Origin of the sequence: Paenibacillus gansuensis, from assembly GCF_042684925.1 — a bacterium.
In the GTDB taxonomy this organism is placed as follows: domain Bacteria; phylum Bacillota; class Bacilli; order Paenibacillales; family DY6; genus Paenibacillus_N; species Paenibacillus_N gansuensis.
On the sequence record NZ_JBHUME010000011.1, the window covers coordinates 130674 to 151503 of the forward strand.

A 20830-nucleotide genomic window follows, 5' to 3' on the forward strand; every position below is an offset into this window, starting at 1 on the left:
TACAACTTTTTGACCATTTATTGAACAATGTTCTAAGTATAGGCTCTTTCGCCCTGCAGGGCTAGTGGAAACGGGACGAGATACACTGATCTTTGGGGAGGAAACAGGAGGCGGTTTCGCCGAAATGACCTAAATTACTTTTTTTTAGGATAACTGCTACACTAAGATAAGATTGGAAGGGGTGAATCTTCATGTTTCCATCATCAATCAACCATGTATCTATGTTTGAACATATATATCGTTCTGCGCCCATCGGGATTGCGATCGTTTCTCCGGAAAGCGGCGTGTGGACTCATATTAATCCCGCCTTTTGTTCCATGCTGGGATACACTGAGGAAGAGCTGTTAAGCATTTCTTATAAGGAAGTAACGTTTCCGGCGGACCTGGCAACGGACCATGAGAGCATTTTTCCTAACTTGTTGAGCGGAAGGCAGACTTCGTTCGAATTCGAAAAAAGATACCTGCACAAACAAGGGCGGCTGGTGTGGGCCTCTCTGTATGTCACGCTTGTCCGATGCGAGCAGACAGGGGAGCCGTTATTTTTTATTACGCAGGCTATCGATATTACGGACAAAAAAGCGGCGGAACAGCAGCTGTCGGAGGACCAAGAGCTGTATAACCTGATCTTCAAACATGCCCAGGATGTTATCAGCTACAGCACCCCGGACGGAATTACCCGTTATGTCTCGCCTGCCATCCGCAAAGCGCTGGGATATGAACCTGAAGAAATGGTGGGGAAAAATACGCTCGAGCTGTATCATCCCGACGATAGGGCTGAACTGGAGCGGCGTGTGTTTATGGACGATGATGTGGTTCTATCCAGACTCCGGCATAAGGAAGGACATTATGTCTGGTTTGAAACTGTGATTAAACTGCTGCGAAATGAACAAGGCAAGCTGGAAAAGGTGCTCGGCATCGGCCGCGATATTACAGATCGTAAAGAGTACGAAGATAACCTCGCGGAAGCCCAGCGGATCGCCCGTATCGGCTCTTGGGACTGGGAGCTGGCGACAAACCGGTTTTCAAGGACGGAAGAAATGAACCGGTTGTTCGGTTACACGATTAACGAAGGCCCTGCGGAATACAACACGTTTATATCGAGTGTGCATCCGGATGACAGGGAAGGTGTGACCGCCAATCTTAAGCAGCTTATGGCGGGATGCTCCACGGAGCGGCAATTCCGCATTACGCTGCCGGACGGTGACACCAGAATGATTTACTCCCAAGCTAAGCCGGTTATGAATGAGACCGGTGAAGTGATCCGCTTGGTCGGGACCGTTCAGGACGTTACGGAACGCCGAATCATGGAAGAGCGCCTGAAAGAAAGCGAGAAACACTTCCGGCTGATCTCGGAAAACTCTCTGGATTTTATTTCTAGACATTCTGCCGATCCAACGGCAGAATATTTATATGCCTCTCCCTCCTGCCTGCCTTTCTTGGGCTATCAACCTTCCGAGCTGGTTGGAACGAGCGCTTTTGATTATTTTCATCCCGAAGACGTTCAGCTGATCCGGGATTATTTGACGGCTAACCTGGCCGCTCAAGGAATGTATATAGTAACGTACCGGATCCGCCATAAAGACGGCCATTACGTCTGGTTTGAGAGCACAGGACGTTATATTCACGATGAGCACACGGGAGCGGTTACGGAGATTATCGCCGTCTCCAGGGATATTACGGAACGTAAAGAAGCGGAGCGCCGCCTCCAGGAGAGCGAGCAGCGTTATAAATCCCTCTTCGAGCATAATCCGTCGAGTGTGTATTCTTTTGATATGAACGGGGCTTTTACTTCGGTCAATGCTAGCCTGATCAGGATGATCGGGTATACGGAAGAGGAACTGATGTCTACGTCTTTTGAAACATTCACCGATCCGGCCGATATGGACAAAGCATTCCATCATTTCGAGCTGGCTAAAAAGGGAGTTCCTCAAAACTACGATTTAGCTATTCTTCATAAAGCCGGACACCGCATCGAGTTGAACGTCACAAACATCCCCATTGTGATCGACGAGCAGGTCGCAGGGGTTTACGGCATAGGATTGGATATTACCGAGCGCAAAAAGTACATTCAACAAATCGAGCAATTGAGCTATGAACACTCGCTGATTCTGAATTCGGTGTCGGAAGGGATTTTCGGCTTGGACCGGAACGGGAAAGGAATGTTCATCAATCCGGCCGGGGCCGCTATGCTCGGATATCCCCCGGGGGCCGCTGCCGGCAGAAGGCATCTTGGGGCGATTCAGCCAGCGCGGGCAGACGGAAGCCCTTACCTCTCAGAGGAATCTCCGATGATGCGGACGATCAGGGACGGATTGCCGCGTTCCGCCAGAGAAGAAGTGTTCTGGCGGACGGACGGTTCCAGCTTTTTGGTGGACTACCGGGTCACTCCTATTATCGACGGCGGGGAGATTCAAGGGGCCGTCGTTGTTTTTAACGATATTACGAACGAGATGGAAATTATGAAGGCCAAGGAATCGGCGGAACGGGCGGATCATGCGAAGTCGGAATTTTTGGCCATGATGAGCCATGAACTCCGCACCCCGATGAACGGCGTGATCGGCATGATGGATCTGCTGATGAGCACTCAGCTCGATGAGGAACAGCTGGAATATGCGGGGATTGTCCGCAGCAGCAGCGAGGCTTTGCTCCGGATTTTGAACGACGTGCTGGATTTCAGCAAAATCGAAGCCGGCCGCCTGGATCTCTCCCATGAGCCCGTCGACTTGCGGCAGCTGACCGAATCGGTTACGGATCTTTTCACGAATCGCGCCTCGGACAAAGGGATCCGGCTAAGCGTCAAGTTCTACGATTCCCTCCCTCCGGCCGTACTGGGGGATCCGGTCCGGATCCGGCAAGTACTGCTGAATCTGGTAGGCAACGCTATGAAATTCACCGAAAGCGGTGAGGTTCAAATCACGCTGCGTCCGCTGTCGGAAGCCGGCGGTACACGGCCGTACTTTGTAGAGTTTGCAGTAGCGGATACCGGGATCGGCATACCTTCGGATAAACTTAGCCATCTGTTCCACTCGTTCTCACAACTGCATCCGGCCATCAACCGGAAATACGGCGGTACGGGACTCGGTCTTGCCATCTGCAAGAAGCTTGTGGAACTGATGGGAGGCACCATCAGCGTAGACAGCGTGGAAGGTGAAGGCTCCACGTTCCGGTTTACCGTGCTGGTGAGCGATGCTTTGCTCGGGCAGGACGAGGGCGGCGGGGGTACGAATGAGGCTGTTGTGGGAACACCGGGTATTGCAGGTAGTGCAGGTAGTGCAGGTTCCGTGGGTTCCGTGGGTTCCGTGGGTTCCGTGGATTCCGTAGACCGCGGGCCATTGCGGATTCTGGTGGCAGAAGACCAGCCGACCAACCGGACACTCATTCACCGGATTCTGTCTCAGCTGGGATATTCGGCGGATATGGTCGAAAACGGAGCCCAGGCGGTGGAAGCCGTTAGGTCGCAACCGTACGATCTGGTTTTCATGGACGTGCAAATGCCTCTGCTTGACGGCATCGCAGCTACGGCCCGCATCCGCGAGTCGCTGCCGGACGGACACCTGCCAACTATCGTAGCCATCACTGCTTTTGCCCGGCAGGAAGACCAGGATACCTGCCTCAAAGCAGGCATGGACGGCTATATCAGCAAACCCATCTCTATGGAAGAAGTCAAACGGGTGCTGGACGAATGTCTTGCATCAGGCAGGGTTGAGCACCTGTAAGAAGAACGCCTGACGGCGTCCTTGGCTAACAAGGTACTGTCGAGCGTGGGGAAAAGGGTGTGCTTCCAGCCGCTGCAGTGAGAATACGAAGCCAAGTCAATTAGGAGCTTTGGTAAGAATGCTGGCAGCATTTCACCTCTTTTGGTAACCACTTTCGTTAATCGGCTGTCCGATTCCCTTATTTGAAGCTATTTTCCGTAGCCAGCCAATAAATCAACACTGATTTTCCTTATTTCGTCGTCACCCGTGCAGCGTAAAGAAAATCAGTGTTGCTTGTTTTGTCATCCATTAAATCAGGGCTAAATTAAGGTAATCCCGCAGCAGCACAGCGAAAAACAGTACCATAATGCTTCAAGATCCCGCCAATGACGGCCACTTTCGGGCTCCCCTAATTTTATACTTTCTTATCTTTCAAAAAAGAGGTACCGGTGATACAGCGACCGGGTACCTCTTTTGGGTTTAGCCCAGGTACCGGTGATACAGCGACCGGGCCGTGGCGGTGTCTTTGGTGCCGTGGATCAGGACACGGCCATCCTCAAAGATAGCGAGGCGCTGGTCACCTACGGTGAACGAGACGAGGTAGGGGTTGCGCTCGACGCGGCCCTCGCTTAGCCGCGAGAGCGACGCCGCCACCTCGTCCAGATTCCGTCGGACGGGGTGAGGCGGTCGGATCTGCACGGTGTCGCGGCCGCACAAAACGGCCGTGCGAGTGTGGTTTGCCGCCGCCAGATGCGGGTACGACGGCCGCTCGCCGCACGAAGGGCACGCAGGCCGGCGGACGCCGCGCACGTCGATGGCGGCGTACTGGTTTTGCCACAAGTCGAAGGAAACGAGCTTGTGGCGCAGCGCTTGACGGTCGCCCGAAAGCAGCTTCAGCGCTTCGGCGGCCTGATGGGCGACGACCATCTGCACGGCGGGCCCGATAATGCCCGCCGTATCGCAGGTCGCCCCGCCCAGGGGTACCGATTCCAGCAGGCACTGCAGGCAAGGGGTTTCCCCGGGGATCACGGTGAACGTCAGGCCGTAGCTGCCGACGCAGGCGCCGTAAATCCAGGGGATGCCCTTCTGCTGCGAAATATCGTTGAGCAGCAGGCGCGTCTCGAAGTTGTCCGTCGCGTCGACGATAACGTCCACGCCCTCCGTCAGCGCTCCAATCTCCTCCGTCGTCACATCCGCCACAACCGGGCGGATGGTGACGGCGGAGTTCACCTCGCGCAGACGGTTCGCCGCGGCCAGCGCCTTCGGCAGGCGCTGCCGGGCGTCTTCCTCGCAATACAGCTGCTGGCGCTGCAGATTGCTCCACTCCACGTAGTCCCGGTCCACAATCGTGACCGTGCCTACGCCTGCGCGAACGAGCGCCTCGGCATTGCCTGTGCCGAGGGCGCCCGCGCCTACAATCAGGGCATGCGTCTCCCCGAGACGCCGCTGCCCTTCCTTGCCGATCCCGGCAAACAGCTCCTGCCGGGAATACCTGCCGCTCCGGTCGATTTCGCTCCCGGAGCCCGCTCCTGCTTCGCTCTCCAGACCGCTGTTCCCCAACTCGCTTTTCTCCGACCCGCTTCTCTCCAACTCGCTTTTCTCCAGCCCCCGATTCCCCGGCAGGCTTCCTCCCCGCTCTCTGCTCATGCCGCGCATTCCTTTCTGTCATCCGTATTTTTCCTCTGCTTCTACTCTAGCCCCCTTTTCTTTTGATTTCAATACGCCCTTGCTTTCCACCAAAATTCGCCAAAATTCTTACTGCCACCACGAACAACTAATGGTAAAATAGTCACAGTTTCCACGAAAGGGAGTAGGCCCATGGTATGGACCACGATACTTAACAATGAACACCTCATCATCACAGCAGACAAAGAACAAGGCATCATTATGATCGAAACAAGCAGCGGGGGATACCGGCCAAAGTATGTCACGCTTCATCTGAATGAGGCAGAGATCGATGAAATGATGTCAGCGTTGTCCGCAGCCAAACAACATCTGATCGCCCCAGCCTCCCCCAATAAAAAACAAGGACGTGTTTTTCCATGGATCCCAAAGTAAAACGCATCGCCCTCTGGGGCAACGTCGCGGTCGCCCTGCTGTGCTTTCTCTTGTTCAGCAAGGACGTGCTGCAGGTGTTGGACCGGGCTTTATACAGTTTTAATATGCAAAAGGCCGCCTCCCATCAGCCCCACGAGGATATCGTCGTGGTCGGGATTGACGAGGAGTCGCTGCAGGAGCTGGGAACGTTTCCTTGGAGCCGCGATGTGTACATTCCGTTTCTGGAGTACCTGAATCAGCCTGAGGCCAAGCCTAAAGCGATAGGTTTTGACATCATGTTCAACTCTCCTTCCCAGGACCAGCCTGAGAACGATCAGGCACTTGCCAAGGCGCTGGCACAGTACGACAACGTCATTTTCCCTTCCTACGGGGATACGGACCATGCATCCTCCCGGACTTCCACGGCCCAAAGCAGCCGGCTTTTGCAAGTAGACAAAGTTAACCATCCCCTTCCCGCCTTCTACGACGTGACGCAGCATGCCCATATCAATGCACTCCTCGACTCTGACGGCATGATCCGCCGGACCTGGCTGCAATTGCAGACGCCGGACGGCCCGTTGGACTCTATGGCTCTCAAGGCTGCTTCTATGTACGGAGCGGACGTAAAGCATTATCTGGACTACCGCAGCAGCCGCACCGCCAAAGGCGAAATCGCCATTGATTACGATGCGGATTCCTATGATTTTACGACCATTCCTTTTGTTTCTGTGTTGAACGGGGACATTCCGCCGGACGTTTTTAAGGACAAAATCGTCCTCGTAGGCTTCACTGCCGTAGGCTTCGAAAACGATAACGGCATCACCCCCCTCGAACAGGAAATGAAGCTGGTTTATGCCCACGCCAACATTGTCAATCAGCTGCTGCACGGGACTTATATTACTTTTATCAACCCTTGGTTTACCCTGATGCTCATGCTCCTCCTGTTCAGTTTCATCATCTGGGTCACCTGGCGGCTCAAAACAATATACAGCATGCTCACCCTGTTCGCCTTGGCGGCGGGCCTGCTATTAATCCAATATCTCACCTTCAGCGGGATCCGCTTCTACATGGACAGCATCAGTCCGCTTGCGGTGCTGTTTCTGGGATATTTAACGAACGTGGCGGTCAAGTCTTTTTTCGAAACCAAGCAGCGCCATTTCATCACCAAGCAGTTCGGGCGCTATCTCTCTCCGGATCTGGTCAAGCAGATTTCGAGCAGTAACATCGAGATTCAGCTTGGCGGCATTACGAAAGAGCTGACGATTTTGTTCCTGGACATCCGCGGGTTTACCACCCTGTCGGAACGGCTGAAACCGGAAGAAGTCGTCGATTTTCTAAACACCATGTTCAACCTGATCACCGAAAAAGCACTCGTAAACCGCGGCACCATAGACAAATTCATCGGCGACGCAGCCATGATTCTGTACAACGCACCGCTGGATGTCGAGAACCACGAATACTGTGCGGTAAAGACCGCTTATGACATTCAGCGGGGGATGGAACAAGTACGCGGTGAAATCGAGCAGCGCTATGGCGTAACCATCAGCGTCGGCATCGGTATCAACACGGGAGAGGTCGTTGTCGGGAACATCGGCTCCTACCTCCGGGTCGACTACACGGCCATCGGCGACAACGTCAACATCGCGGCCCGAATCGAGTCCAACACTGTGGCCAATCAGGTACTCGTATCCGATTCAACCTATGAACGCACCAAGGACATGTTTGAGTATAATTGCATCGGAGAGCGCATGATGAAAGGCAAAACCGTACCGGTCAAATTATATGAGGTACTCGGGCTCAAGGACTGCCAACCCGGGAACAAACAACTGTAACGAAACTCAACTGTTCTGAGCTCCCCTCCTTCCTGTATACTAGAAATATACATAGACTCATTGACCTATGGTCTAAAAAGGAGCTGAGTTCCCATGAAGTTTCAGGATTTCGTGTATGAACGTATCGATTTCCCAGAAGTGGAAGAGAAATTCAACGGGCTGCTGGCGCGGTTTGCCGCAGCGCCTTCGTTTCATGTGCAGGACGAAATTATGAAAGAAATCAACGCGCTGCGGAGCGAAGTGGAATCCATGGCCGAGATCGTTCAGATCCGCCACTCGGTGGATACGAACGACGAGTTTTATAAAGCGGAACAGGATTTCGTCGATGAAACCGATCCACATTATCAGGGGCTCATAACGAAATACTACGAAGCGCTGGTCAACTCCCCTTTCCGGAGCGAATTGGAAGCCAAATGGGGCAAGCAGCTCTTCACGATTGCAGAGTTCTCCCTGCGTAAATTTTCACCGGAGATTGTGGAGGATCTCGTTCAGGAAAACAAACTGTCAAGCGAGTACTCCAAACTTCTGGCCTCCGCCAAAATCCCTTGGGACGGGCAGGAATTGAACCTGCAAAGCATCATTCCCTATACCCAATCGACAGACCGGGAAATCCGCCGCAAGGCATCCGAAGCCCGCTATGGATTTCTGGAGGAAATCGAGCCGCAGCTGGATGAGATTTATGATCAACTGGTCAAAATCCGCACCCGGATCGCCCACAAGCTGGGTTTTTCCAACTTCGTCGAGCTCGGTTATGTCCGTATGAACCGCTCGGATTACGACGCAGCCAAAGTCGCCGTGTTCCGCAAGCAGGTCCAAGACCATATTGTGCCTGTTGCCACAAAGCTGAAACAGCGCCAGCAGGAACGGATCGGTGTAGACCGGCTTCGCTATTATGACGACGATTTCGGCTTCCCGTCAGGCAACGCTGTGCCCAAAGGCGATCCGGACTGGATCGTAGAGCAAGGCGCCCGCATGTATGCGGAGTTGTCCCCGGAAACGAATGAATTTTATCAATTTATGGTGGACAATAACCTGCTCGATCTCGTTACGAAGAAAGGCAAGCAAGGGGGCGGCTACTGCACTTACATCAGCAAGTACCGGGCCCCGTTCATTTTTTCCAATTTTAACGGGACTTCCGGGGATATCGATGTGCTCACACACGAGGCAGGCCATGCCTTCCAAGTGTATTCAAGCCGCGACTATCAGGTGCCGGAGTACGCCTTCCCGACCTATGAGGCATGCGAAATCCACTCCATGAGCATGGAGTTCATCGCCTGGCCGTGGATGGAGCTGTTCTTCCAGGAGGAAACGGACAAATACAAGTTCATCCACCTCAGTTCTTCCCTGCTGTTCATCCCGTACGGTGTGGCCGTGGATGAATTTCAGCACCGCGTGTACGAGAATCCGGAGATGACTCCGGCCGAGCGGAAACAAGTGTGGCGCGAAATTGAGCGGAAATACCTGCCCCACCGGGATTACAGCGATATGCCTTATTTGGAACGCGGCACCTTCTGGCAAAAGCAGGCGCACATTTTCCGCAGCCCGTTCTACTATATCGACTATACGCTAGCCCAAATCTGTGCCTTCCAGTTCTGGAAGCGGTCGAACGAAAACGCCGAACAAGCTTGGCAGGATTACCTTCGCCTTTGCCGCAAAGGCGGAAGCTTGTCCTTTACCGAGCTGGTTGAAATCGCCGGTTTGATTTCGCCTTTTGAGGAAGGATCCATTTCCTCTGTGATCGGAAGCATTGAAGAATGGTTGAACGGCGTAGATGATAAGAACCTCTAGGCCCAAGTTGAAATAGAGTGAATCAGTTGAACTAACCAGGAAATCCGTTTCATGGCCTGCTTTGGAGCTGCCTATAAGGCCATATGCCGTTACTGTTGAGGATGTTGTTGCATCGGATGAAGGACCGGACAGAGAGGAAGCGCTACTAAGGTGGGCTCATCATGTTTTGGAAACGTGGGCGCATCAGCACGAATGGGCCAGAACAGCATGTCACCGTTATTTAAATGAATTGAATCCGCGCGCAAATCTAACTTATTTTGGAAATCATGCGTTCCCTTGCCCCGTTCTGGTTAAAAACATAAAAACGGATAGGATAGGTGAACGCCATGAATACACGCATAGAACGAATCCGAAGAGAAGAGCGCGAGTATCATGAACAATGCTTTGAGAATTATAAATTGTATCAAAAAGGTTCCTGGCTCCACAAACCCGTAGCAGCCGTCATGAACCATGCGGAGCTGCTGGATGCCGCCAGGCCGTTGACCGTGTTGGATCTGGGGTGCGGCGTTGGACGCAACAGCATCCCTCTTGCAGAAATCGTTCAGCCCGCAGGCGGAAAAGTCATTTGTGTGGACCTTTTGGACACCGCATTAGATAAGCTCGAAGAGTATGGTGAGAAATACGAAGTGGATGACGCGCTGGTTACCGTTAAGCAGGATATCAGCGACTTTACCATTACACCGGGAACGTACGACTATATCATCGCCTGTTCCAGTTTGGAGCATGTCAGATCTGAGGCCGCACTGCACAAGGTGCTGCAAGCGATGGTAGAGGGTACCCGTCCCGACGGGATCAACTGCGTCGTAATGCATACGAACATTGAGGAGTACGATATCCCCAGCGGGGAGCGGCGGGAGACGTTTTTTGAGGTCATCAAGACGCGCGATTACGTCCTTAACCTGCTGAGCCGGATGTACGACGGCTGGGAGCGGCTGCATTTGCATGAGGAGCCGCTGGAACTGGAGATTACCCGGGGTGACGATCCGGTGTTGCTGAAGGCTGACTCCGTCACGATCGCTGTGCGGAAACACCGGTTGGCCTAATAATGGGAAACAATTAAAAAAACCCAAACTGCCTGCGGCGGTTTGGGTTTTCTTGTTGTTCTCCGTGCTGCTGTTCAGGTTTCGGCCGTCACTTTACTCCAGCCAGCGGTAATGGCGGTCGCTGGGGTCCTGGGACATCAGCTCGCAGCGGCCTTCCCTGCAGAGCTGGTCGAGGTACCGGCAGACGTCGGCGAAAATGTACGGCTTCTCCGTAACATAACGCTTGTCCGGCGCGCCGTGCTTTTTGATGAGCGTCTCGCAGACGGCGCGGACGCTCGTCTCTTGCTGGCGGAGCTCCTGCACGACCGCGTGCTGCAGGTGCTCCGAGAGGCCGGGCCGCATGGCGGCGCTTCGGCCGGCTGTGCTCGCGGTGCCGGGCGCTGCCGGCGGCACCAAGAGGTCCCAGCCGGCTGCGGAGCCGCCGCTTAGGCCCGCGCCCGCGGCGCCGGGCGCCGTGCCAGCGGCGTTCGCAGCTTCCGGCGAGCGCGCCGCCCCGGCGTAACCCGGGCTGCCGGCGCGGCCGATCCCGCCGCTGGCACCGGCCGCTCCGCCGCTTCCACCCGAACCGGAATTGCTGCTCCCCGATGCCTCGGAGCCCTCCTCCGCCTGCTCGCCGAACAGGTCAAACAAGTCTCCCTGATATAAGTCTTGTTCTTTCTTTTTGCGTGTCATGCTCCCGTCCTCCCCTAACCTTCAATCCATGAAATCATATAATAAACCTCAATGACGTTGATGACAAGCAGGAAAGGGATGCCATATTTAAATGAAGGATGCTGCGTTTTATGCCGATACATCCTCATCCCTGCCCATACTCCCAGCGCGCCGCCAAAGGCTGCTACCGTAAACAGCCGCTTCTCGGGAATGCGCCAGTTTTTGCTGCGGGCCCTCTGCTTGTCCGCGCCCATCATGGCGAAACCGGCAATATTCATAACCGCCGCGATAACCAGAATCAGTTCCATTTTCCTTTACCCCTCCCGCACAAAAAGGAAGCACCCGCACGGCCGCAGCCTGACGCTTGCGCTTCCACTCTATCTTTAAGCTGCTCTTCTATATAAGCTGCTCTTCCTTTTATGCCAATCCGGCTTTCTTGTTTACATATTCCTTCAATCGGCTCCGGTCACCCGTAAACTCCATGAACGGAACGCCAAAGCCGCAGCTGGTCTGAACGGAAGCCACATCTATGGCAAAACCCTGCCGCAGCACACGCGGATCCGCACCCGGAAAATGACGCTCCAACCAAGGCTTGAACTCTTCGCTGTCGTTGGCTACAACCCGCCCCCGGCCATAAATACGCAGAATCAACGGACTCTCGCCGAAACTGCACCACATCAAAGTAATCCGTCCATTTTGCTGTACATGTAGTGCTGTTTCGTTCCCGCTGCCGCCGTAATCGACAAAAGCCACTTCCTTAGGCCCGATAATACAAAAGGAATCGTCATATCCTTTAGGCGATACATTCACCATTCCCCCGGCGGTTGGCGCGGTCGCTGTAAAATACATATTTTGCTGCTGAATAAACTGGATGTGCGTCTCGTTGAGTTCGTCAAAAAACTTCCCCATCCCACTCATCCCCCATCAGGCTTTCAGTATTTACAGGTTACCAGTGAACACATTGAACTTCAAGAATCAATTTGCTATTGTGGAGGTACATAATAAGAAAGTAGGCAAAAAGATGGATAACACCGCGATCAAAGAACGGATCTCCGCTTTTATAGAATCCCATCGGGATGAGTGGATTTCGGTCAGTAAACAAATATGGAACAATCCCGAACTCGGTAACCAGGAGTTCGAGGCGATGAAGCTGTTGACCGGACTGCTGGAGCAGTACGGTTTCAATGTAGAACGCAAAGTGGCGGGACTTGCGACCGCCTTTCGCGCAGAGTTTGACAGCGGCGTGCCCGGGCCGACCATAGCTTACCTGGCGGAGTATGACGCCTTGGCCGGACTGGGCCATGCCTGCGGCCATAACATTATCGGCGTGATGAGCAGCACAGCCGCCATCGCGCTAAAAGAGACCGGCGCGGTTCAAGCCGGGAAAGTGGTGGTGTTCGGCACGCCGGCGGAAGAGACGAACGGCGCCAAGGTACCGATGGCCGAGCAAGGCTTCTTCGACGGCGTGGATGCGGCTATGATGGCGCATCCGTACAAGGCGTACGAGCGAAGCGGCTCGTCGATGGCAATCGAAGCGCTGCAGTTCAGCTATCACGGCAAGTCCGCGCATGCAGCTGCAAATCCGCAGGACGGCATCAATGCGCTGGACAGCGTGCTGCAGCTGTTCAGCTCCGTGAATGCGCTGCGTCAGCATGTGACGCCGGATGTGCGCATTCACGGCATTATCTCCCACGGCGGTATTGCGCCGAACGTGGTGCCCGACTTTGCGCAAGCGCAGTTTTACGTGCGCGCAGCCGAAAAGGCGACGGTACGCCTCGTCGCCGACAAAGTGCGCCGGGCCGGCGAAGCAGCCGCCGCGGCGATGGGCTGTACGCTCGAAATTTCCAATTACGAGCTGAGTTATGACAACATGATCACCAATCAGACGCTGTCCGGTCTGTTCACCGATAACATCATCGCCATGGGCGTGGACCCGTCCGAAATCCAGTCGGGGCTGGACCACGGTTCCCTCGACCTCGGGAACGTGAGCCACATCGTCCCGGCCGTGCACCCTTATGTGCGTGTACCGGATTGCCCGTACGACCTGCACACGCACGAGTTCCGCGAGGCCGTAGGCGGAGACCGCGGCATGTCTGCCCTGCTCTTCGGCGCCGCGGCTCTTGCCCGCACCGGCAGTGACCTTTTCGCCGACCCGGCTCTCTTACAAGCCGTTCAGCAAGAGTTCGTCCGCCACAAGGCAGCAAGCTCCACCACCTCAACCTAATTACCTGTGCATCCCTTGCCAAGGCCGTCCATTCATTGGGCGGCTTTGCTTTATTCCCATCCCCCGGTTGGCAAATCCCCTCTCCGCTTCCCCATAACATTGTACGTGTTCATTTCCGTGTTCTTTTCCGTATTCATCTCCATGTTCATTCCCTGTTTATCTACGTGTTCATTCCGTGTTCATTCCGTGTTCATTTCCGTGATTATCTCCGTGTCCAGTCCTATGTCCATTCCATACATCTTCAATTTCATTTCCGGTTCTGTTCCCATTACCATACCTAATCCAATTGCCGTTTCAGTTTTTATGTCCGTTTCTAGTCCGTTTCCATGTCCTTGTCTATGTTCGTTTCTATTTCCATCTCGATGTTTGTTTCCGTGTCCGTGACACATGCACAAATTGGCCAATTTGTCTTTCAAAAGGTGGACATTCCTGTTTTTATTCATTCTATTAACTAACTCCACATTTTGGATTAGTACCAAGTGTTAGGACTCAACATATAGTATCTTCTACTACCAAACCCATAAAGGTACCCGTGTCCTCCTTTAGAAAGACATTTTTTGAGTTTTGTACATCGAGGATGGACAAGCTTACATTGCATTATCGTAATTCCCGTAATTGCGGGTCAACTTCAAAATAAACGTAAAATCTACCACTATTTTCGTCAAAATGTCCGTGCTGCGGGGACAAAACAGCCCTTCATGTTTTCTAAAAGGAGGACATGCAGGGGTACCTATACTCCTCACTAAGAACCACCATATATAGTATTAGAACCAACTGCTATGACGTCACATATAGAATTAATGCTACTAACTTTCCAATATAGGAATGTCCACCTTTTGAAAAACATTTTTATGCTATTTGTGCGCTCCACAAGGACGGTAAGGAGAGTGCTGTTTGCTTACTGTGTTCAGGATCGTATTTGCTTACCGTGTTGGCAGCCGTTCTGTGAATCGTGTTGCGGACCGTTTTTACTACTGTGTTGGGTGCCGCTTAGCGTATCTTGTTGGGAATTGTTTTGTTTACTGAGTTGGGTGCCGTTTGGCGTATCTTGTTGGGAATTGTTTTGTTTACTGAGTTGGGTGCCGTTTGGCGTATCTTGTAGAAGGACTATTTTGCTTTCATGTTGGGAGACATTTTTCTTGGCGTGTTCTGGATCTGCTAGTGGAGTAGTGTGTATGCAGGGAGTGTTTGTATGAGTTTTGGAGGATAGTTTGAAAGTGGAGGAATAGCAGATGCAGAACCTGGTCTTAGGCTCTGCATCTTGTGGGAAGGTGAGGCGAAATGATGTGGTGTGCAGTGCAGTAATTGCGGTGAATTGATTTGCAATGAATGTAAGGCAGTGAATGTAAGGCAGTGAATGTTTTAATGCGGTAAATTGTTATGCAGTAAATTCCAATGCAGTGAAACGGGATAAAGTTAATCTAGTTAAAACAGGTCAGGTTTCATACTGCTCCCAGCGGATCAGGTTTTCCAGGGCTAAGGAGAACAGGACGCCGACAAGGAGGCCGTTGCTGAGCAGCGGGCGGATGTAGCCTGGGAAGCTGGCGAAGACGGAAGGGGCCAGGGTCATCAGGGACATGCCCACCAGTACGGGGGCGGCGATCCGGTAGATGGTCCGGTAGTTGTAAGAGACGCCTTCGACGTTGCGCAGGGCGGAACCCAGCAATTGAAGGTACGCAGCGAACAGCACGGCGTTCCCTACGCTGATGGGCAGCGAGGAGAAGAAGTGGCCCAATGCCGGCACGATGCCGATCAGCACGAACAAGGCGGCTCCCAACAGGAATGGGGCCCGGCTTAGGATGCGTGTGGACAGCAAAAAGCCCAGCGATGACGAGTACGGCGCGTAAGGTACGGCTCCAAAGACGCCTGCAGCCGAACTGATCAAGCCGGTCCAGATCATGGAAGCTTTGTATTGGCCTTGGGTCATTTCGCGGCCCATAATCGGCTCGGCTCCTTTGATGCTTGCAATATTATTCGTCATGTTTACTACGGCCGCCAATACAGCTGTGACCATGACCCCCAAGTCCACCGCCGGACTCCCCCAGGGAAACAGTTCAAAGATTCGGGCACTTGCGGTGCCTGCCGCTCCGGCAGCGGGTTCGGGCGCACCCGGCAGAAACACGACATACAAGATCCAGCCGATGATGATTCCGATCAAAATGGAGAAGTTGCTGATCATGCCGCGCCCTTTTAGACTAATAAAAACAACCAGTGCGACAAGAACGACTGATAATCCGGCCTCGGCCGGGTTGATGGAAGAGCGTCCTGTCAGGCCCAGCATGCCTTTGAAAAAGATGGAGCTTAATTGAAATGACAGGAGGAACAGGAAGACGGCCATGACATTTCGGGTGAAGAGCCTTGAAAGGACTTTGGTGAATCCCAGTGCACCCAGCACAGCCACCACCAGCCCTCCTATCAAAATGCCCAGAGACAGCGATCCTCCCAGCACTTCCATGGAACCGCCTGTAGAGGCTGTTGCAGCCGCTAAGCTCAAAATAAGACTCCACCACAAGCCGGACTGTCCCTCCATCAATGGAAGCCGGTGGCCAAACAAAGCCTGCAGCAGGCAAGCCGCTCCGGTCAGAATAAAGGAAGTCCGCATAGCGGACTCAATATCCCCTGCGGGGAGCTGGAAAGCGGCTCCCACAGACAGAGGGATGACGATCGTATTGGTAAACATAAAAAACAGCCACTGAATGCTGCCTAGCAGCAAAGCGGAGTTGGGATTGTTGTTGTTCATAGCTTGCTCCTTGAGTGGAACCTAGGTGTTATTGGCTGTACCGCATTATCAAAATCAAAAGAACTTGCTTCAATTCTGCGGTAACAGCCTGTAGCAGTCTAATCCATTGGAAACAGTCGGCGATACAGCCTGTAGCAGTCGGCACCAATGGATGCAACCGGCAGCCTGCAGCAGTCTACTCCATTTGAAGCAGCCTTTCGCCTGAGATGCCTGGTGTGGTCATCTGGACAGGGTCCAAAATTTCGTTGACCTCCGCAGCGGTCAAAATCCCGCGTTCAATAATCATTTCTTTGATGTTGCCGCCGGTAGCCAGCGCTTCCTTGACCAGTCTTGCCGCCACTTCATAACCCAGATGCGGGTTTAAGGCCGTAACGATACCGAAGCTTTGGTCTACGTACGCCTGACAGCGCTCGTTGTTGGCTTCAAGACCGGCAATGAGGAAGCGGTTGAACACGTCCAGGCCGTTATCCAACACTTTCAGCGACTGCAGCAGGTTAAACGCGATGACCGGACCCATGACGTTCAGTTCGAACTGGCCGGCCTCACAGGCCAGACAGATCGTATGGTCATTACCGATGACCTGAAACGCCACCTGATTGACCACTTCCGCCATGACGGGGTTCACTTTGCCCGGCATGATGGAAGAGCCTGGCTGACGCTCCGGCAGAATCAGCTCCGCCAAGCCAGCGCGCGGCCCGGATGCCATCATGCGGATGTCGTTGCATATTTTGGACATGTTGACGGCACATACTTTAAGCGCTGCGGACAGTTCCACGTAAGCGTCCGTATTCTGGGTGGCATCCACGAGATCTTCGGCCTTACGGACAGGCACGCCGAAGCCTTCGGCCAGGTGGATAATGACTTTTTCTATGTATTCCGGCAAAGCATTCAGTCCGGTACCCACAGCTGTTGCCCCCATGTTGACGGTCAGCAGGTTATCAGCGGACCTGCGGATACGGTCGATGTCGCGCGAAAGCACTTTGGCGTAAGCGCCGAACTCTTGTCCCAGACGAATGGGAACTGCGTCCTGGAGATGGGTCCGCCCCATTTTGATGACGGCATCGAACGCTTCTCTCTTGGTTTCAAACCCTTTGAACAGCTCCTCCATGGTGGCAAGCAGCCGCTGCGTCATCCGGTACGCCGCTAGTTTCAGGGCCGTCGGAATCGCGTCGTTGGTGGATTGGGACATGTTCACATGGTTGTTCGGGCTGCAGTGGAAGTATTCGCCCTTTTGCTTACCGAGCAGCTCCAGCGCCCGATTAGCCAACACTTCGTTCATGTTCATATTGATGGAGGTGCCCGCTCCGCCTTGAATGGAATCAACGATAAACTGGTCGGCTAACGCGCCGTCCGCCACTTCCTCCGCGGCTTTAATAATCGCTCCGCCAATTGCAGCGTTCAGCAGATGAGTATCCATGTTGGCTTGGGCAGCCGCCTTTTTAACTATAGCTAAAGAATGCACCAGTTCAGGATGAACTGGGACGCCCGTGATCGGAAAGTTCTCGACCGCCCGCAGCGTCTGGATCCCGTAGTAAGCGTGGGATGCGACTTCTTTTTCACCTAAAAAATCCTTCTCAATTCGTGTAGTTGCCATCACTATTCTCTCCGTTTCGCGGGACAAATTGGCTTCCATTACCACTACAGCATAGCAAGGTTTGAACGCCAGCCGCAAGTGAAACCTTACATGTTTTGTAAATATTTTCATTCCCTCTTCCTAGTATATGGAACTTGCAGTTTTCTTACTCTGGCATTAGGGGAAGCGGCGGGCTTTCAGGGAGATTTTGCGTTATACTATGGGCATGCGGTTACATATTTCCCTAACCAGGGTTCAGAAGGAGTTGGCTCCCATGAAGGAAGATACGCTTCAGCTTTTCAAAACATTGACGGAAACACCGTCGGTTTCCGGGCATGAGCGCGAGCTTCGCGCTTTTGTCGAGTCCCAGCTTTCGCTGTATACGGACGAAATCGTGCATGACCGGATTGGCAGTGTGTTCGGCGTGATGCGCGGGAATGAAAATGGCCCCCGCATTATGGTGGCCGGGCACTTGGACGAAGTCGGTTTTATGGTGTCGGCCATTACCGATAACGGAATGATTAAGTTCGTCACGCTTGGCGGCTGGTGGAACCAGACGATGCTTGCGCAGCGGGTCGAGATTATCACGAAAAAAGGCCGTGTGGTCGGCGTCATCGGCTCTACACCGCCGCATCTGCTGGATGAAGCGACGCGCTCAAAGCCGGTCGATATCAAAACGATGTACATCGACGTAGGCGCCGACAACAAGGAGGACGCGCTGTCGATGGGCATTCTGCCGGGGCAGCCGATCGTGCCGATATGCCCGTTCACGCCAATGGCCAATCCGAAGAAGATTATGGCCAAGGCGTGGGACAACCGTTACGGCGTCGGCCTCGCCATCGAGCTCCTGAAGGAGCTCCATGCGGACAAGGCGACCCTGCCGAACGTGGTGTATTCCGGCGCGACTGTCCAGGAGGAGGTCGGCCTGCGCGGCGCGCGCACGGCGGCGAACCTGATCCAGCCGGATCTGTTCTTCGCCCTAGATGCCTCGCCGGCGAACGACGCCACCGGCGACAGGAACGCGTTCGGGCAGCTAGGCAAAGGCGCGCTGCTCCGCATTTTTGACCCGACCATGATCACCCACCGGGGCATGGTCGAGTACATTCTCGATACGGCGGAGACGCACAGCATCCCGTATCAGTATTTTGTGTCTGCCGGCGGCACGGACGCCGGTCAGGTGCACCTGCACGGCCAAGGCGTTCCGTCGGCCGTAATCGGGATCTGCTCGCGCTACATCCACACAGCTGCGTCGATCATGCATGTCGACGACTATGCCGCTGCGAAGGAACTGCTGGTGAAGCTGGTGCGCGGCGCTGATGCTACGACGTTCCGGACGATTTTGGACAATCGGTAGGAACGGCGACGAATATAAGAATTTCATGAACGGCCCGCTATCGGCGGGCTGTTTTTATGTTGCGCACCCATGTTTGCCTCCCCGCTCTAAAATGGATTAACCTCAGATTTCTTTCTCCACAGTCCGCTCACTCCCCATAATTCGCGCCAGGAAAGTAACCAATTACTTTATTCTGCATCCCCTTTACCTTAAAACAGTCCATTTACACACACCCGCCATTGCAGTCGACCATAATTTTCCTTATTCTGTTCCGGTCGCTACCGATAAAGGAAAATCAGTGTCGTTTAAAACGTAATAACTCCAAATTACTAGGAAATAGCGTACTCCAACAACAATATAGCGAAAGGGGTTACCATAAGCGGCACCAAGTGACCTTATTGTCAATCCCAGAAAACATAATTTCCTTCCAACTGTTACAAACTAATCAATACACACAAACTGTACGATATGAGGTATAATGGTTGGTGCTCTGCATGGGCTGTACCGTTTGTATGATGCGGTTGGCACATCCCATTCGGCGCTGAGGTTCGAAAACTCCCTCACAAAAAAACTAGATGAAAGAGGTAATATACATGGCAGGAAGACAACCGTCCGAGATGAAGGACGTAACGCTGCTGGGCGATCAGCAGGTGAAATATGTGTTCGAATACAGCCCCGACATTCTGGAGTCATTCGACAATAAGCATCCGTACCGGGATTATTTTGTGAAATTCAATTGTCCCGAGTTTACCAGCCTGTGCCCGATCACGGGACAGCCGGATTTTGCGGCCATCTACATCAGCTACATTCCCGATCAAAAAATGGTCGAAAGCAAATCCCTCAAACTGTACCTGTTCAGCTTCCGCAATCATGGCGATTTCCATGAGGACTGCATGAACATTATCATGAACGACCTGATCAAACTGATGGACCCGCGCTACATCGAGGTTTGGGGCAAGTTTACCCCGCGCGGCGGCATTTCGATCGATCCGTACACCAACTACGGCAAGCCGGGAACCAAGTACGAAGAAATGGCGAACTACCGGATGATGAACCATGACCTTTACCCGGAAAACGTGGACAACCGCTAATTTGCCTGTCCTCTCCGGTCACAAAAAAACCCGCTCCTGTTCCACAGGGGCGGATTTTTTCATTTACTGGTACGTTTTGATCTCATTCGGCTTGTCGCCGCCGTCATTGTCGATCATGGCCTTGCGGTTGTCGTTATCCTTTTGCTGCATCTGTTGGGCCTGCAGGCTGTTCACCGGCGTTTGTTCCAGGTCTTTGACCGTGTTTTCTAGATTTTTATCCGGAGGGGTCATATCAAAATAGCTCCTTTTACGCTGTTTGGCGTGTAAGATAGTTTCCGGTGCATTCTGCCTTAAAACGAAACCGAACGCTGCTCCGAAGCACGAATCGTCACGTCAATGTTGCCCTCTGTTGCCCGGGAATAAGGGCACACTTGGTGCGCAGCGTGAGCCAGCTCTTCGGTTTTGGCTGCATCCACGTTCGGAATATATACGTTTAACTCAGCGCCCAGCTTGAACGCTTCTCCATTTTTGTACAAGGAGACTTGGGCGGTAACCTGCGTACCGCTGATCTTCATACCTTGTCTTTGGGCAACCAGTGCCAAGGCGCTTTCAAAACAAGCCGCATATCCCGCCGCAAACAGCTGCTCCGGGTTCGTTCCCTCGCCGCCGGAGCCGCCGAGTTCTTTTGGCATACCCAGTTTCACATTCAATTTTCCGTCATCCGATGCCGCGTTACCTTCCCGTCCGCCTACTGCGGTGGCCGTAGCCGTGTACAATGCATTCATTGTTACATCCTCGCTTTCCAAAATAAAGTAGTTTATCTCTCTGGTATATACCCTTTTTCCAATCAAACTAACAACCATTGCGGCTTGGCTGAACGCCA

The 20830-nt window shown here is 53.3% G+C and carries 16 protein-coding genes and 1 riboswitch; of the genes, 8 read left to right on the forward strand and 8 right to left on the reverse strand.

Going from position 1 to position 20830, the window contains the following annotated elements:
- Positions 1-191 precede the first annotated feature (191 nt).
- On the forward strand, positions 192-3716 hold the full coding sequence (locus ACFSUF_RS17940; protein ID WP_377605004.1) for a PAS domain S-box protein: 3525 nt from the start codon (positions 192-194) through the stop codon (positions 3714-3716).
- A gap of 459 nt (positions 3717-4175) precedes the next feature.
- Here the strand turns inward: ACFSUF_RS17940 and ACFSUF_RS17945 are convergent, their stop codons facing one another.
- The gene (locus ACFSUF_RS17945; RefSeq protein ID WP_377605292.1) at positions 4176-5204 is read right to left on the reverse strand and encodes a thiazole biosynthesis adenylyltransferase ThiF; all 1029 of its coding nucleotides are present in this window, start codon (positions 5202-5204) and stop codon (positions 4176-4178) included.
- Positions 5205-5513: 309 nt separating this feature from the next.
- Between ACFSUF_RS17945 and ACFSUF_RS17950 the strand changes: the two genes are divergently transcribed.
- The 4 genes from ACFSUF_RS17950 (at position 5514) to ACFSUF_RS17965 (ending at position 10395) form a co-directional block, all read left to right on the forward strand.
- Positions 5514-5753, forward strand: a complete 240-nt coding sequence (locus ACFSUF_RS17950; protein WP_377605006.1) for a hypothetical protein — start codon at positions 5514-5516, stop codon at positions 5751-5753.
- Positions 5738-7564 carry a CHASE2 domain-containing protein gene (locus ACFSUF_RS17955; RefSeq protein WP_377605008.1) on the forward strand — a complete coding sequence of 609 codons (1827 nt, stop codon included), beginning with the start codon at positions 5738-5740 and terminating at the stop codon, positions 7562-7564. Before ACFSUF_RS17950 ends, ACFSUF_RS17955 begins: the two co-directional genes overlap by 16 nt.
- A gap of 93 nt (positions 7565-7657) precedes the next feature.
- Positions 7658-9352, forward strand: a complete 1695-nt coding sequence (locus tag ACFSUF_RS17960) for a M3 family oligoendopeptidase (protein WP_377605010.1) — start codon at positions 7658-7660, stop codon at positions 9350-9352.
- A gap of 326 nt (positions 9353-9678) precedes the next feature.
- Positions 9679-10395, forward strand: a complete 717-nt coding sequence (locus tag ACFSUF_RS17965; protein WP_377605012.1) for a class I SAM-dependent methyltransferase — start codon at positions 9679-9681, stop codon at positions 10393-10395.
- A 93-nt stretch (positions 10396-10488) separates the two neighbouring features.
- Here ACFSUF_RS17965 and ACFSUF_RS17970 read toward each other — a convergent pair whose 3' ends face one another.
- The 3 genes from ACFSUF_RS17970 to ACFSUF_RS17980 all read right to left on the reverse strand — a co-directional run bounded on the left by ACFSUF_RS17970 (position 10489) and on the right by ACFSUF_RS17980 (position 11955).
- On the reverse strand, positions 10489-11067 hold the full coding sequence (locus ACFSUF_RS17970; RefSeq protein ID WP_377605014.1) for a DUF3895 domain-containing protein: 579 nt from the start codon (positions 11065-11067) through the stop codon (positions 10489-10491).
- 14 nt (positions 11068-11081) lie between these two features.
- Complete coding sequence (locus ACFSUF_RS17975) at positions 11082-11342, reverse strand: DUF1294 domain-containing protein (protein ID WP_377605294.1); 261 nt, start codon at positions 11340-11342, stop codon at positions 11082-11084.
- Positions 11343-11463: 121 nt separating this feature from the next.
- On the reverse strand, positions 11464-11955 hold the full coding sequence (locus tag ACFSUF_RS17980; RefSeq protein ID WP_377605017.1) for a pyridoxamine 5'-phosphate oxidase family protein: 492 nt from the start codon (positions 11953-11955) through the stop codon (positions 11464-11466).
- Positions 11956-12082: 127 nt separating this feature from the next.
- Between ACFSUF_RS17980 and ACFSUF_RS17985 the strand changes: the two genes are divergently transcribed.
- Positions 12083-13270 carry a M20 family metallopeptidase gene (locus tag ACFSUF_RS17985; protein ID WP_377605296.1) on the forward strand — a complete coding sequence of 396 codons (1188 nt, stop codon included), beginning with the start codon at positions 12083-12085 and terminating at the stop codon, positions 13268-13270.
- 1435 nt (positions 13271-14705) lie between these two features.
- On the opposite strand, the gene ACFSUF_RS17990 is transcribed toward ACFSUF_RS17985, so the two are convergent.
- Both ACFSUF_RS17990 and aspA read right to left on the reverse strand, forming a co-directional pair.
- Positions 14706-16010 (reverse strand): uracil/xanthine transporter, encoded by a 1305-nt coding sequence (locus tag ACFSUF_RS17990; protein ID WP_377605020.1) that lies wholly within the window; start codon positions 16008-16010, stop codon positions 14706-14708.
- Positions 16011-16185: 175 nt separating this feature from the next.
- On the reverse strand, positions 16186-17604 hold the full coding sequence (gene aspA / locus ACFSUF_RS17995) for an aspartate ammonia-lyase (RefSeq protein WP_377605022.1): 1419 nt from the start codon (positions 17602-17604) through the stop codon (positions 16186-16188).
- Positions 17605-17857: 253 nt separating this feature from the next.
- Between aspA and ACFSUF_RS18000 the strand changes: the two genes are divergently transcribed.
- Together ACFSUF_RS18000 and queF are read left to right on the forward strand one after the other, a co-directional pair.
- Positions 17858-18937, forward strand: coding sequence for a M42 family metallopeptidase (locus ACFSUF_RS18000; RefSeq protein ID WP_377605024.1), 1080 nt, complete (start codon positions 17858-17860; stop codon positions 18935-18937).
- A gap of 516 nt (positions 18938-19453) precedes the next feature.
- A riboswitch (PreQ1 riboswitch) is annotated at positions 19454-19497 on the forward strand.
- 12 nt (positions 19498-19509) lie between these two features.
- On the forward strand, positions 19510-20007 hold the full coding sequence (gene queF / locus ACFSUF_RS18005; protein WP_377605026.1) for a preQ(1) synthase: 498 nt from the start codon (positions 19510-19512) through the stop codon (positions 20005-20007).
- A 63-nt stretch (positions 20008-20070) separates the two neighbouring features.
- On the opposite strand, the gene ACFSUF_RS18010 is transcribed toward queF, so the two are convergent.
- Together ACFSUF_RS18010 and ACFSUF_RS18015 are read right to left on the reverse strand one after the other, a co-directional pair.
- Positions 20071-20238 carry a hypothetical protein gene (locus ACFSUF_RS18010; RefSeq protein WP_377605028.1) on the reverse strand — a complete coding sequence of 56 codons (168 nt, stop codon included), beginning with the start codon at positions 20236-20238 and terminating at the stop codon, positions 20071-20073.
- Between the two features lie 59 nt (positions 20239-20297).
- Entirely contained in the window at positions 20298-20732 is a 435-nt protein-coding gene (locus tag ACFSUF_RS18015; RefSeq protein ID WP_377605030.1) for an organic hydroperoxide resistance protein, read from the reverse strand.
- Between the last annotated feature and the right edge of the window lie 98 nt (positions 20733-20830).